Annotated in this window: 13 protein-coding genes; 5 read left to right on the top strand and 8 right to left on the bottom strand. The window is 74.5% G+C overall.

Features of this window, described 5'->3' with window-relative positions; genetic code table 11:
• Positions 1 to 33 precede the first annotated feature (33 nt).
• Positions 34 to 963 carry a LysR family transcriptional regulator gene (locus ABD976_RS04145; protein WP_425570070.1) on the top strand — a complete coding sequence of 310 codons (930 nt, stop codon included), beginning with the start codon at positions 34 to 36 and terminating at the stop codon, positions 961 to 963.
• A gap of 312 nt (positions 964 to 1275) precedes the next feature.
• Here ABD976_RS04145 and ABD976_RS04140 read toward each other — a convergent pair whose 3' ends face one another.
• Together ABD976_RS04140 and ABD976_RS04135 are read right to left on the bottom strand one after the other, a co-directional pair.
• Positions 1276 to 1962 (bottom strand): demethylmenaquinone methyltransferase, encoded by a 687-nt coding sequence (locus ABD976_RS04140; protein WP_345357345.1) that lies wholly within the window; start codon positions 1960 to 1962, stop codon positions 1276 to 1278.
• Positions 1963 to 1988: 26 nt separating this feature from the next.
• Positions 1989 to 3107 (bottom strand): glycosyltransferase family 4 protein, encoded by a 1119-nt coding sequence (locus tag ABD976_RS04135; protein WP_345357342.1) that lies wholly within the window; start codon positions 3105 to 3107, stop codon positions 1989 to 1991.
• 234 nt (positions 3108 to 3341) lie between these two features.
• Here ABD976_RS04135 and ABD976_RS04130 point away from each other — a divergent pair, with 234 nt between their 5' ends.
• On the top strand, positions 3342 to 4175 hold the full coding sequence (locus ABD976_RS04130) for an inositol monophosphatase family protein (protein WP_345357339.1): 834 nt from the start codon (positions 3342 to 3344) through the stop codon (positions 4173 to 4175).
• A gap of 78 nt (positions 4176 to 4253) precedes the next feature.
• Here the strand turns inward: ABD976_RS04130 and ABD976_RS04125 are convergent, their stop codons facing one another.
• The 4 genes from ABD976_RS04125 to ABD976_RS04110 all read right to left on the bottom strand — a co-directional run bounded on the left by ABD976_RS04125 (position 4254) and on the right by ABD976_RS04110 (position 5775).
• Complete coding sequence (locus ABD976_RS04125) at positions 4254 to 4415, bottom strand: hypothetical protein (protein ID WP_345357336.1); 162 nt, start codon at positions 4413 to 4415, stop codon at positions 4254 to 4256.
• Positions 4412 to 4570 carry a hypothetical protein gene (locus ABD976_RS04120; RefSeq protein ID WP_345357333.1) on the bottom strand — a complete coding sequence of 53 codons (159 nt, stop codon included), beginning with the start codon at positions 4568 to 4570 and terminating at the stop codon, positions 4412 to 4414. The genes ABD976_RS04125 and ABD976_RS04120 overlap by 4 nt, the downstream gene beginning before the upstream one ends.
• A 20-nt stretch (positions 4571 to 4590) precedes the next feature.
• Entirely contained in the window at positions 4591 to 5178 is a 588-nt protein-coding gene (locus tag ABD976_RS04115; RefSeq protein WP_345357330.1) for a hypothetical protein, read from the bottom strand.
• Positions 5179 to 5352: 174 nt separating this feature from the next.
• Positions 5353 to 5775 (bottom strand): DUF3592 domain-containing protein, encoded by a 423-nt coding sequence (locus tag ABD976_RS04110; RefSeq protein WP_345357327.1) that lies wholly within the window; start codon positions 5773 to 5775, stop codon positions 5353 to 5355.
• Positions 5776 to 5929: 154 nt separating this feature from the next.
• Here ABD976_RS04110 and ABD976_RS04105 point away from each other — a divergent pair, with 154 nt between their 5' ends.
• Positions 5930 to 7177 carry an isochorismate synthase gene (locus tag ABD976_RS04105; protein WP_345357324.1) on the top strand — a complete coding sequence of 416 codons (1248 nt, stop codon included), beginning with the start codon at positions 5930 to 5932 and terminating at the stop codon, positions 7175 to 7177.
• Positions 7178 to 7256: 79 nt separating this feature from the next.
• On the opposite strand, the gene ABD976_RS04100 is transcribed toward ABD976_RS04105, so the two are convergent.
• Together ABD976_RS04100 and menD are read right to left on the bottom strand one after the other, a co-directional pair.
• Entirely contained in the window at positions 7257 to 8756 is a 1500-nt protein-coding gene (locus ABD976_RS04100) for a M1 family metallopeptidase (protein WP_345357321.1), read from the bottom strand.
• Positions 8757 to 9054: 298 nt separating this feature from the next.
• The gene (gene menD, locus ABD976_RS04095; protein ID WP_345357318.1) at positions 9055 to 10725 is read right to left on the bottom strand and encodes a 2-succinyl-5-enolpyruvyl-6-hydroxy-3-cyclohexene-1-carboxylic-acid synthase; all 1671 of its coding nucleotides are present in this window, start codon (positions 10723 to 10725) and stop codon (positions 9055 to 9057) included.
• Between the two features lie 139 nt (positions 10726 to 10864).
• On the opposite strand from menD, the gene ABD976_RS04090 reads away from it, so the two are divergent.
• Complete coding sequence (locus ABD976_RS04090) at positions 10865 to 11788, top strand: 1,4-dihydroxy-2-naphthoyl-CoA synthase (RefSeq protein WP_345357315.1); 924 nt, start codon at positions 10865 to 10867, stop codon at positions 11786 to 11788.
• 335 nt (positions 11789 to 12123) lie between these two features.
• Positions 12124 to 13302 carry an o-succinylbenzoate--CoA ligase gene (gene menE / locus ABD976_RS04085; RefSeq protein ID WP_345357312.1) on the top strand — a complete coding sequence of 393 codons (1179 nt, stop codon included), beginning with the start codon at positions 12124 to 12126 and terminating at the stop codon, positions 13300 to 13302.
• The last annotated feature ends 19 nt before the right edge of the window (positions 13303 to 13321 follow it).

Raw genomic sequence — 13321 nt, 5'->3', positions numbered from 1 at the left:
GTCAAGCAAGAATTGCTGATACATTGATGCGTCGTGCGCATGGATCTGACGTTGCAGCAGCTCAGGCTGGTGCTCGCGGTGCACGACAGCGGCAGCTTCACCACCGCCGCCCAGCGGCTGCACCTGGCCCAGTCCTCGCTGAGCCGCACCGTCCGGGAGGTGGAGCGCAAGGTCGGCGTCGCGCTGTTCGAGCGCACCACCCGGCACGTCGTGGTGACCGCCGCGGGCGCCGAGTTCTGCCGCATCGCGCGGCGGATGGTCGACGCCGTGGACGCCGGGATCAACCACTTCGAGGGCTTCCTGTCCGGCACTCGCGGACAGGTCCGGGTGGCGGCGCTGCCCTCGCTGGCGGCGATCCTGCTGCCACCGGTGATCTCCGACCACCGCGCCGCCCGGCCCGACGTGGAACTGTCCATCGAGGACGGGTTGTCCGACGAGGTGCTGCGCCGGGTGCGCTCCGGGGAGGTCGACCTCGCCGTCACGGTCGCCGCCGAACCGCTGCCCGACCTGCTGGTGCAGCCGATCGCCGCCGACCGGTTCTGCTGCGTCCACCCGGCGGACCACCGCTTCGCCGACCGGGATCGGCTGGCGTGGGCGGACCTGGCCGACGAGCCGCACGTCGCCTTCGAACCGGCCACCAGCATCCGGCAGCACGCCGACCGCGCGTTCGCGGCGGCCCGGACCGCACCCGAGGTGGCGATGGAGGCGCGCAACATCTCGACCGTGGCGGGGCTCGTCGGAGCCGGGCTCGGCGTCGCCGTGGTGCCCGGCCTGGTGCTGCCCCTGGTCGGCTTCGCCGGGCTCGCCCACCGCGCGCTGGACTCCCCGGTGGTCACCCGCCGGATCTGCGTGGTCCGCGACCCGCACCGCCCGGTCAGCGCCGCGACCCGGGCCTTCCTCGACACCATCGAGCACACCAGGCGAAGCGCAGTACCCCTAGCCCCGGAAACCCACTGGACTTGATCGACCTGTCGTGGTCCCTTTGCTTGGCGGTGCCGGTGGCGGAACCTCAGCGGGCTTCTCGCTCCGGGCGCCCTTCCTCATGTACCAAACACGTACACAGCGTCAGGGCGTCCTCGCGAGAAGACCGCTGAGAACCCGCGGCGGTGCCAGTGGCGAGGGTGGGGTGAAGCGGAAGCGGCTGACGCCGCTTGCCTGACGGTGGCCGGGTGAGCTGGCGGGTTCGGCGCCGCGGCTTCGCACCGTGATGTGGCAGGGCTTTTCGCGTCGAGGTTCCGCCGCCCGCACCGCCACGCAAAAAGACCACAAACAGAACTACGGCTTGACCGCCCGGTGCAGGGCTACTACGCCTCCGGTGAGATCCCGCCAGGCCACCTTCGTCCAGCCGACTTCGCCGATGAGCTCGGCGAGACCGCGCTGGTCGGGCCATTCGCGGATGGATTCGGCCAGGTAGACGTAGGCGTCCGGGTTCGACGACACGGCGCGGGCGATCGGCGGCAGCGCCCGCATCAGGTAGTTCAGGTAGACCGCGCGGAACGGCGCCCAGGTGGGCGTGGAGAACTCGCACACCACCAGCCGACCGCCCGGCCGCACCACGCGCAGCAGTTCGCGCAGACCGGCGCGGGTGTCCACCAGGTTGCGCAGCCCGAAGGAGATCGTCGCGGCGTCGAAGGCGCCGTCGGCGAACGGGAGCCGCAGCGCGTCGGCGGCCACCATCGGCACGCCCCGGTCGCGGCCGACCGACAGCATCCCCAGCGAGAAGTCGGCGGCCACGCAGTACGCGCCGGACCGGGCGAACTCGACGGTCGAGACACCGCTGCCCGCGGCCAGGTCCAGCACCTTCTCGCCCGGCGCCGGGGCCAGCGCCCGCCGGGTCTGCTCGCGCCAGCCCCGGTCCTGCCCGAAGGACAGCACCGTGTTGGTCAGGTCGTACCTGCGCGCCACGGCGTCGAACATGGTCGCGACAGCACGTGGGTCCTTGTCCAATCCCGCCCGAGACACCCCCGCAGCGTACGTGCCGCGCGGGATCAGGCGGCCAACGGCCACGACGGGTCGGCGACCGCCGCGTAGTGGCCGACCAGCTCGTCGCAGATCGCCGGCCAGGTGCGGTGCGCCACCGCCGCGCGCCCGGCCGCGCCGAGCCGGGCGCGCAGGCCCGGGTCCCGCAACGCCGACACCGAGGCGCGCAGCTCCCGGCCGAACGCCGCGTCGTCGTGCGGCGGGAGCAGGTAGCCGGTGCGCCCGTGCCGCACCAGGTCGCGCGGTCCCCCGGCGTCCGGGGCCAGCACCGGCACGCCCGCCGCCATCGCCTCCTGCACCGCCTGGCAGAACGTCTCGTGCGGACCCGGGTGGACGAACACGTCGAAGCTCGCGCAGATCCGGGCCAGCTCGTCGCCGGTGCGCTGGCCGAGGAACTCCGCGTCCAACCCGGCCAGCCGGGCGCGCTCCGGGCCGTCGCCGACGACCACCACCTTCACCCCCGGCATCCCGGCCAGCGCGGACAACCGGTCGATCCGCTTCTCCGGGGCCAGCCGGCCGACGTAGCCCACGAGCAGTTCACCGCCCGGTGCCAGCTCGGCCCGCACCGCCTCGTCGCGGTGCCCCGGCGCGAAGCGCGCGGTGTCCACCCCGCGGCCCCACCGGTGCACCCGGGGCACGCCGCGGCGGCGCAGCTCCTCCACCGCCCAGCTCGACGGCGCCAGCGTCCGGTCGGCGGCGCGGTGCACCCGGCGCAGCCACCGCCACGCGGCCCGCGAGGTCAGGCCCAGCCCGTAGGAGGCGGCGAACCCGGCGACGTCGGTCTGGTACACCGCCACCACCGGGGCCCCGATCCGGTGCGCCGCCGCCAGCCCCCGCGCGCCCACCAGGAACGGCGAGGCCAGGTGGACGACGTCCGGGTCGAAGTCGGCCAGCGCCCGCTGCAACCGCCCGGTCGGCAGGCCCACCGGCAGCGACGACACCACCGGCAGGTCCAGCGCCGGCAGCCGGACCACCGGGAACCCCTCGGACCGCTCCGGGCCGTCCCCCGGCGCGACCACCAGCGCCTCGTCCCCGCGCTCGCGCAGGTGCGCCAGCACCCGCAGCACCGAATTCGTCACGCCGTTGACCTGCGGCAGGAAGCTCTCCGTCACGATCGCGATGCGCACCCGGGCAGCGTCCCGAGCCAGCCCGGCGCGCAGCGGACGGCCGCGTGAACGCCCACCGAAGAAGTCCTTTCCGGTGCGCACGTGATCAGCGGTTCCGCGCCGCGGCCCGGCATGGAAACACACGACGCGTCCCGGAACAAGGCCCGAACCGGCGCGTGATCGTGACCTCGATCTCCGCCGTCGTCCACCTCGTCGTAGCGCTGCCGTCACCGACCGCGCCCATGCTGGGGCGGTATGACGGCCCTGCCTTCCGAACCCGCGCGGCAGATCGACGCCGCACTGGTGTCCCGCGCCTTCGAGGTGGCCGGGCGGCTCGCCAACGACGCCGCCGACGTGATCACCGCGACCGCCGGCCGGGGAGCCCGCCCGGCACCGACCGAATCGCCGTTCGACTGGGTGACCGACACGGGGCGCACCCTCGAACGGCACACCCGCCGCGTGCTCTCCGAGGAGTTCCCCGGCACCCCCGTCTTCGGCGAGGAGTTCGACGACCTGCCCACCGACGCCCGCAGCCACGGGTTCCGCTGGTCGGTGGACCCCGTCGACGGCACCGCGAACTACGTCGCGGGGTTGCCCTGGTGCGCCTACAGCCTCGCCATGATCGACGACCACGGGCCCGTCGTCGGCGTGGTCGCCGACCCGTACCGGGCGCAGATCTACGCCGCCGCGCGGGGGCGCGGGATGCGCGCCAACGGCGTCCCGGTCCAGCTCTCGGCGCAGCGCGAGACCCGCGCCGGGATCGTCTGCACCGAGCTGACCAAGGACGGCCCCTGGGCGGGCATGAACCGGTTCATCAGCGGCGCCGCGCGGGCCCAGGTCGGCGTCCGGCTGCTCGGCTCCCCGTCGCTGGCCATCGCCCAGGTCGCCCTCGGGCACGCGATGGCCGCCGTGCTCGACTCCTACCAGGAGTGGGACGTGGCGGGCGCCCTCGCGCTGGCCATCGAGGCCGGGGCCGAGGTCGTCGACCGCCAGGGCCGCACCGCGTCGCTGCCCGAGGACGGCGTCCTCGTCGCGGCCCCCGGCGTCACCACCGAAGTCCTCGACTGGTGGCACACCGCCCAACCCTGACGCCGCTCGCGCAGCCCGAGCGCACACCGCCCTGGGTCGCTGGCTCAGCTGTGGCACATCGGCTCACCGGGTCTTCGCTCACCGGCGGCACCTGCGCAGCAGGGACCGCCCCAGGACGAAGAGCACGCCGCAGAGCACGGTCAGAGCGGCGGCGGCACGCCACGGAGGCGGCGTCTCGGGGGACGACGCGACCGCCACCAGCGCGGCACCGGCGATGACGCGGAGGATCAACGCGATCATCGGCCCAGCTCCCACTCCCACCCCACCGAGCAGCTGAGCGCGGGACTGACCGGCCAGCTCGGTCCGCGGTGGATCGGCTCCATGCTCCCAGCGGCCTCGTCGATGTCGATCCCCACGATCGGCCGCAGCCGTCCGGGCAGGTCGTGCGGGGTCACCGTCTGGTGCTCGCGGTGGGTCAGGCCAGCGGGACGAGGGCCTTCGGCGCAGCGGGGCTCGGGTCCGGGCCGACGAGGGACGACATCGGGCGCAGCAGCGGGAACTGCTCGCGCAGCACGAGCACGCGCTCGTGCAAGCGGTCGAGGTCGCGGTCGGCGACGAGGTCCACGACCGCGTCGAGCACCTCGCCGGTGATCGCCCCGAACCGCTCGACGGCGTCGTCGAGCTGCCGCACCACGCGGTCGAGGACGGCGGTGTCCCCGGCCCGTCCGCCGCGGTCCAGCCCCCTGCCGAGCTCGGCGAGGGCGCGGGCGCTGGGCAGTTCGGCGTCCATCCGGCGCACCACCGCCTGCAACGCGTGCCGCGCCGAGGTCGAGGAGATCGCCTCGACCGCGCACCGCGCGCGGTGGACGGCCTGCTCGCAGCGCTGGACCTGGACGGACCACGGGTCGGGCAGCGCGGGAGCGGCCGGGTCGCCGAACGCCGGACCGGGATCGTCGGGCACCGGAGCCGGAGCCGATCGGGTCCGCAGCACCACCGCCACCATCCCGGCGCACACGGCGCCCGCGGACAGCGCGGTGAGCACCTGCATCCAGAGTGCGCCCATGTCCGCCGTGCCCTCCCCTCGGCCGTTCCCGGCCGCCGCCGGTCCGACGTGACCGGCACGAGGGCGGTACCCCGGGATCTCCGATCGAGTCTGCGCCGGTCCCGCCCCCGGACGCGTGCGGGAAAGTACTCAACTTCGGCGGCCGGACCGGGCGTTTCGCCCGAACCGCACGAGCTAGCGGCGCGACCTGCGGAGCAGCCAGTACACCGGCAGCAGCACGGCCCAGCTCACGGCGAGCGCGCTGAACACCGGCAGCAGCGAGAGGACGGCGGTGCGCCCGGTGACCCGCACCAGGTCGGGGTTGCGGGTGTCGTACTCGACGCGGACGAGCTGTCCGTCCTGCAGGTCCATCGGGTACAGCACGCCGTTCGGCGGGATGTAGACGCGCCCCTCTTCGGTGTTGAAGCGCACCACGGTCCTGGTCAGCGAGGTGTCGAGGACCTCGGCCACGGCGTGCCCGCGGGACTCGGTGATGGTCCGGTCGTTGATGAAGCAGGCGCCGATCAGCGAGAGCGCCATGATCGTGAGCAGTGCGCCGAGCACGAGCACGCCGCGCGCCCCGTACCGGCGCGCGCGGTCGGCGGGCGGCCGGCTCACGGGCGCACCGCCGGTGCGGGCTCCGGACGCCGAGCCGTCCGCGTGCTGCCTCGCCGCATCGCTCGCCACATCATCGACCAAGTGTAGGCAGCGCCGCGTCAGCGCCCGCTCGGGCTTCGGTGCGTTCCGCGCCAGTCGGCCTACCCTCTTCGGTGTGGCGACTTCCTCCCGGCTGCTGACCGCGCGCACCCGCAGGCTCGATCCCGGTGACCCGCGGCACGCCGCCCGCCTGGTGGAGCTGCTGCCCGGAGGACCGGCGCTGAGCTGGGTGCGCGACGGCGACGGCCTGGTCGGGTGGGGCGAAGCGGCGCGGTTCGACGCCGCGGGGCCGAACCGGTTCGCCGAGGCCGACGAGTGGTGGCAGCGGCTCACCCAGCGGTTCGAGGTCGACGACGAGGTCGGGCTGCCCGGCTGCGGTCCAGTCGCCTTCGGCAGCCTGGCCTTCGCCGACCACCCCGGGGGTTCGGCGCTGGTGGTGCCCGAAGTGCTGATCGGCCAGCGCGACGGGGTGCGCTGGATCACCACCATCGGTGGAGCGACCGCCGACCCGGTGCTGCCCGCCGCGCCGCGTTCACCCGGCGCGGTCGCTTTCCGGGAGGGCAGCGCGCCCGCCGCGCACTACCGCGAGGCCGTCGCCGAAGCCGTGGACCGGATGCGGGGCGGTGCCGAGGTCGCCAAGGTGGTGCTCGCGCACGACCTGATCGCGGAGACCGCGCAGCCGCTCGACCAGCGCTACCTCTTGCGCGATCTCGCCGCCCGCTACCCGAGCTGCTGGACGTTCGCGGTCGACGGCCTGGTCGGCGCCACCCCCGAACTGCTCCTGGAACGCACCGGGAGCGAGATCCGCTCGCAGGTCCTGGCGGGAACCGCGTGGCCGCGCCCGGGTCGCACCACCGAGGAGCTCGCCGCCGAGCTCCGGGCTTCGGAGAAGGACCGGCACGAGCACGACTACGCCGCCGAGTCGCTGGCGCGGCGGCTGCGGCCGTTCTGCGCGGAGCTGGCGGTGCGCGGACCCGAGGTGCTGGCGCTGCGCAACGTCCTGCACCTGGCCACGGACCTCGCGGGGCGGCTCGACGAGCGCGCCGGCGCCTCGCTGCTGCGGATGGTGGGCGCGGTGCACCCGACGGCCGCGGTCGGCGGCACGCCGACGGACGCCGCGGTGCGCCTGATCGACGAGCTGGAGCGGATGGACCGCGACCGCTACGCCGGGCCGGTCGGCTGGCTGGACGGGCGCGGCAACGGCCAGTTCGGCGTGGCGCTGCGCTGCGCGCAGGTGCGGGACCGGGAGGTCCGGCTGTTCGCCGGGTGCGGCATCGTCGCCGATTCCGATCCGGACCTGGAGGTCGCCGAGGCGCAGGCCAAGCTGCGGCCGATCCGCGAGGCGCTCGCCCCCGAAGGATGAGCTGCGCACGGCGGTCGGGGTCGCCGTGCGCAGCCCGTGCCGGTGGTCAGCCCGTGCCGGTGGGCAGGCGTGCCGCCGGTCAGTCGTGCCGGTGGACCAGCTCGTGGGTCGCGTCGAGCTGCGCCACGGCAGGAGGCGGTGTCGACAGCGTCCGGGCGCCGGGCGCCACCCCGTTCTCCGGCCCGGCCGGAGGACGCCCCGGGGTGAACAGCCAGGTGGTGAAGAACTCGTCGAGCTGCCGCCCGGAGCGCTCCTCGGCCAGCGCGATGAACTCGTCGATCCTCCCGTTGGAATGCCGCTTCTCCGCCACCCAGGTGCGGATCACGTCGAGCAGCGCCGCGTCGCCGATCACGGTGCGCAACGCGTGCAGCGTCATCGCGCCGCGGTCGTAGACGGCTGCGTCGAAGACGTTCTCCGCTCCCGGGTCGCCGGGCGTGACCTGCCAGAACGGGTCGTCGGCCGGGTGCGAGGCGTAGTAGTGGTCGAAGAGCTGCTGCGCGGTGCCGGTGCCCTGGTGCTCCGACCAGAGCCACTCGGCGTAGGTGGCGAAGCCCTCGTTCAGCCAGATCTCGCTCCACTCGTCCACCGACACCGAGTCGCCGAACCACTGGTGCGCGATCTCGTGCACGACGACCGAGGTGTTCGCCCCGTCGCGGAAGAACAGGTGGCTGTAGGTGGGCCGGGTCTGGTTCTCCAGCGCGAAGTTCAGGCCCTCGGACGCGACCAGCCCGCCCTGCGCCTCCACCGGGTACTCGCCGACGAGCTGGGTGAGGAACTCGACGACCTCCGGGGTCCGCTCGACGCTGGCCTTCGCCGGGCCCTCGAAGTGGCCCAGGTCGTCGGAGTAGGCGGTGAGCAACGGCTGGCCGAAGGCGCCCGTGCCGGAGTGCAGCTCGTACTGGCCGATGCCGACGAACGCGAGGTAGGTGGCCGTCGGCGTGGTCGTGCGCCACTTCCACGTGGTCCACCCGGCCATGCTGGAGGTGTCGGTGTTCACCCCGTTGGAGACGACCTCGGTGCCGTCCGGGACGGCGACCGCGACGTCGAAGGTGGCCTTGTCGGTCGGGTGGTCGTTGCCGGGGAACCACCACGACGAGATCGCCGGCTGGCCGACCGCCAGCGCACCGTCGGAGGTCCGGATCCACGGGTTCTTCCCGTCGACCTCCACCGACGACGGCACGCCCGCGTAGCGCACCACGAACGTCGCCAGCTCGCCCTCGGCGAGCGGCTGCGACGGTGTCACGGCGAGTTCGAGACCGCGGTGGTCCACCGCGGCCGGACGCCCGTTGACCAGCACCGACTCCACCGGGAGCGCGAAGTCCAGGTGGAAGGAGGTCAGGTCCTGGGTGGGGGTGGCGACGACCGTCGTGGTCCCCCGCAGGTGGTCCTGCGCCGGGTCGTACCGGAGCTGGACGTCGTAGTGCGCGACGTCGTAGCCACCGTTCCCGTAGCCCGGGAAGTAGTCGTCCCCCACCCCCGGGGCACCCGGTCCAGCCGCACCGGCGAAGGCCGGCGCGGCGAGGAAGGTCCCCGCGCAGCACGCGGCGACCGCCACCCGCAAGCCCTGCACTCGAAACACCCGCCACCTCCTCGACGAACGGATTCCGCCTGGAGCCTAGGGAAGGCGGCGGCGCGAGCGCGGCATTTCACGCGGCGGACTTTTCCCAGAATTGGGCGGGGAACGCGAACGACCGCCCAACGGGTGACATCACCGACCGGACCCCACGTCCCGGCACGGGACCGACGCAGCGCCGAGGCACCGGACGCGGGCGTCCCGCCGCCGCGCGGCGCTCGGAACGGGGCGACGTCCGCCCCACCCGCGCATCGCGGGTCGCACGTCGTGCCGGGGCCGCGAGCTGCGGCCGGTGCGCGAACGATCAGCCGAGGACCGCGGAGCGGACGGCGGTGCGGAGCCGATCGTGCACGTCGCGCAGCCGATCGCGCTCGGCCCGGACCTCGACCACCCGCAGACCCGGCTGGAACTGGAGCGCCTTGGCCAGCTCGGACCGCTCGCGGACCACCTGGTGCTCCACGCCGTGCGCCGCGCAGAGCGCACCGAGGTCGGTGCCGTGCGGGGTGCCGAAGATCCGCTCGAAGCTGTCCTCGTGCTCGGGGCTGCCCTGCTCCAGCAGGGAGAAGATGCCGCCACCGTCGTCGTTGAGCACCACCAGGGTCAGGTCCGGTCGCGGTTCCTGCGGCCCGAGCACCAGCCCGTTGGCGTCGTGCAGGAAGGTCAGGTCGCCGAGCAGCGCGTACCCGGGGCGGTCGTGCCCCAGCGCCGCGCCGATCGCGGTCGACACGGTGCCGTCGATCCCGGCCACACCCCGATTGCGGTGCACCAGGACGTCGGGCCGTTGCCGCGCCGCGAGCGCGACGTCCCGCGTCGGGTTCGACGAGCCCAGCACGAGCAGCGCCCGCTCCGGCAGCGCGTCGACGACGTCGCGGGCCACCGCCGGACCGCTCGGCCACCGTTCCAGGTCGAGGGCGTGGTGCAGCGCCGCGCAGGCCTTCTGGTCGGCCTGCTGCCAGCCGGTGAGCCAGTCCGCTGCCGCGCGTCCGGGCGCGGCGCCGAAGGTCTCGGCGACCTCGCGCACGTTGTGCGCGGGCGCGGGCCACTCCGCTCCGCCGTGGGCGAGCAACACCTCCACTCCTTCGTCGGCGAGCAAGCGCTGCACTTGCCGGAACACGGTCGGCCGTCCCACGCAGACCACCTGTTCGGGCCGGTGCGACCGCATGAACTCCGGCAGGTTCAGCAACCACATGCCGGTGCCGATCGCCGCGGTGCCGGACAGGCCGACGGCGCCGACCTCGGAGAGCACCGGCCACCCGTAGCGCTCGCCCCAGTCGCTGGCGCCTTCGGCTCCCCAGCCCGAGACCAGGACCAGCCCCCGGCGGGCGTCGACCTTCGACAGGGTGCTCGGCTCCCAGCCGTGCTCGGAGGCCTCCGTCCACCGGCCGCCGTCGGGCCGCCCGACCAGCGGCTCCGACCACCGCTCCGTCCCGTCGGGCACCAACGGCTCCCGGAACGGGATGTTGAGCTGCACCGGACCGCCGCGCGAGCCGCCCACCGCCGCCTGCCACGCGCGGCACACCTGGCTGCGCCAGTAGGCGTTCTGCCCCGGCCGGTCCTCCGCCACGCCCAGCTCGTCGAACAGCCGCACCTCGGTGCCGAACATGCGGTACTGGTCGATCGTCTGGTTCGCGCCCGCCGCCCGGAGCTCGGGAGGGCGGTCCGCGGTGAGCACGACCAGCGGCACACCGGAGTGGTACGCCTCGCTGACCGCCGGGTGCAGGTTGGTCGCCGCGGTACCCGAGGTGCAGACCACGGGCACCGGTCGACCCGTGCGGGCGGCGAGCCCGAGGGCGAGGAAGCCGGCGCTGCGCTCGTCGATCCGGACGTGCAGTTCGAGGCGCCGCGCCCGCACCGCGCGGTGCAGCGCGAAGGACAGCGGGGCGTTGCGGGAGCCCGGGGACAGCACCACGTGCCGAACACCGTTGCGGACGAGCTCATCGACGATGACCTCGGCCTGCGCCGTGGACGGATTCAACCGATCACCCCTGCACGTCTCCCGGCGGACCCCGGCCCGTCGCCTCCCCCATGGTGCGCTCCGACGTCTCGCCGCGGAGCACCGGGATACCGCGGGGAGGTCCCGACACCCGGTGCCCGCGGGACCTATTGTCCCAGGTGTGCAGAATCCCCGTGTCTCTGAGCTGTTCGATCCGGACGTGTGGGAGCCCGTGGCGGGCTTCGACTTCACCGACATCACCTACCACCGCTGCACCGAGGACGGCCCCGGTCGCGGCACCGTGCGCATCGCGTTCGACCGACCCGAGGTCCGCAACGCCTTCCGCCCGCACACCGTCGACGAGCTGTACCGGGCTCTCGACCACGCCAGGATGAGCGGCGACGTCGGCTGCGTGCTCCTGACCGGCAACGGGCCGTCGGAGCGCGACGGCGGCTGGGCCTTCTGCTCCGGCGGCGACCAGCGCATCCGCGGCCGGTCCGGGTACCAGTACGCCTCGGGCGACACGGCCGAATCGGTGGACCCGGCGCGGGCCGGGCGGCTGCACGTCCTGGAGGTGCAGCGGCTGATCCGGTTCATGCCGAAGGTGGTCATCGCGGTGGTGCCGGGCTGGGCCGCGGGTGGCGGGCACAGCCTGCACGCGGTGTGCGATCTCACGCTGGCCAGCGCCGAGCACGCCCGGTTCAAGCAGACCGACGCCGACGTGGGCAGCTTCGACGGCGGCTACGGCTCGGCGTACCTGGCCCGCCAGGTCGGGCAGAAGTTCGCCCGGGAGATCTTCTTCCTCGGCCGCCCGTACACCGCCGAGCAGGCGCACCGGATGGGCATGGTCAACGAGGCCGTGCCGCACGCCGAGCTGGAGTCCACCGCGCTGCAGTGGGCCCGCGAGATCAACGGGAAGTCGCCGACCGCCCAGCGGATGCTCAAGTACGCGTTCAACGCGATCGACGACGGCCTGGTCGGCCAGCAGATCTTCGCCGGTGAGACGACGCGGCTGGCGTACATGACCGACGAGGCGGTCGAGGGCCGCGACGCGTTCCTGCAGAAGCGCGAGCCGGACTGGTCGTCGTTCCCCTGGTACTACTGAGCCGCTCCGGCCGGTCCCGGGCGCGCGGGACCGGCCCTCGGGGCCGCGCAGCCGGTGCAGCGCCGCCCGCAGGCCGACCCGGACCTCTCGCACGGCCCGCCGCGCGACCCGCCGCACGGCCGATCGCACTGCCCGCCGCACGGCCGTTCGCACGGCGGCCGTTCGCACGGGGCTGATCGCGGTGTCGATGACGCGCATGGTGCCTCCTTCGTTTCGCCACTGACATCACCATCGACCGCGCGGATCGAACACTTGATCGCTCGAACTGGTGGTCGAATTGATGTATTCGGAGGACGTCAGCACCGCCGCGCCCGAGCCGGGACGACAATGGGCCCATGCCCCACCCCCGCGTCCCGCAGCCGCTCCCCGTACCGGCCGGACCGGCCGCCCTGGACGTGCTGCCCGCCCTGCGCACCGCCCTGGACGGCGGCGGACCGGCGCTGCTCCCGGTGCCCGCCGACCAGCCCGACGAGGCCCGGCGCACCGCGGAGGCGCTCGGCGAGCAGCCCGTCGGCGCGGACGGCGAGCCGATCGCCCTGGTCATCGCCACGTCGGGCTCCACCGGGACGCCCAAGGGCGTCCTGCTCAGCGCCACCGCGCTGCGCGCCTCCGCCGAAGCGACGCACCGCGGGCTGGCCGGCCCCGGCCGCTGGCTGCTGGCGATGCCCGCGCACCACGTCGCCGGGATGCAGGTGCTGATCCGCTCCCTGGTCGCCGGGGTCGAGCCGCACGCCGTGGACACCACCGGCGGGTTCCGGCCCGAGCGCTTCGCCGACGCCGCCCGCGCGATGCCGGCGACCGGCGACCCCCGCTACACCTCGCTGGTGCCGACCCAGCTGCGCCGCCTGCTCGACGCCGGGGGCGAGGGCCTGGCCGCGCTCCGGGACTTCGACGCCGTGCTGGTCGGCGGCGCCGCCGCCGCGCCCGCGCTGCTGGCCCGGGCCGCCGACGAAGGGGTCCGGGTCACCACCACCTACGGGATGAGCGAGACCGCGGGCGGGTGCGTCTACGACGGCCTGCCGCTGGACATCGCGCGGGTCCGCGTCGAGGGCGGCGAAGGGCCGATCGCGCTGTCCGGACCGATGCTCGCCTCCGGGTACCTCGGCCGCCCCGGCGCGGCCGAGTTCGCCGGCGGCTGGTTCCGCACCGGCGATCTCGGGCGCTGGCGCCAGGACCGGCTGGAGGTGCTCGGCCGGGTCGACGACCTGATCATCACCGGCGGGGTGAACGTGGCCCCGGCGCCGGTGGAGCGGGTCCTCACCGAGCAGACCGGGGTGCGCGAGGTCTGCGTGGTGGGCGTGCCGGACCCGGAGTGGGGGCAGGCGGTGGTCGCCGCCGTGGTGCCCGCCGACCCCGCCGCACCACCGGATTCCGAGGCGCTGCGCGGCGCGGTGCGCGAACGCAGCGGCGCCGCGGCGACCCCGAAGCGGATCGTCTTCCTCCCCGAACTGCCGCTGCGCGGTCCGGGCAAACCGGACCGGCGGGGGCTGGCCGCGCGGCTCGGCGTGCCCTGACGTGCGGGAGGCTCCCTCC

Origin of the sequence: Saccharopolyspora cebuensis (genome assembly GCF_039542665.1) — a bacterium.
Lineage (GTDB): Bacteria > Actinomycetota > Actinomycetes > Mycobacteriales > Pseudonocardiaceae > Saccharopolyspora > Saccharopolyspora cebuensis.
Note: the sequence above shows the minus strand (reverse complement) of the source record. Positions and strands in the feature narration are given on the sequence as shown.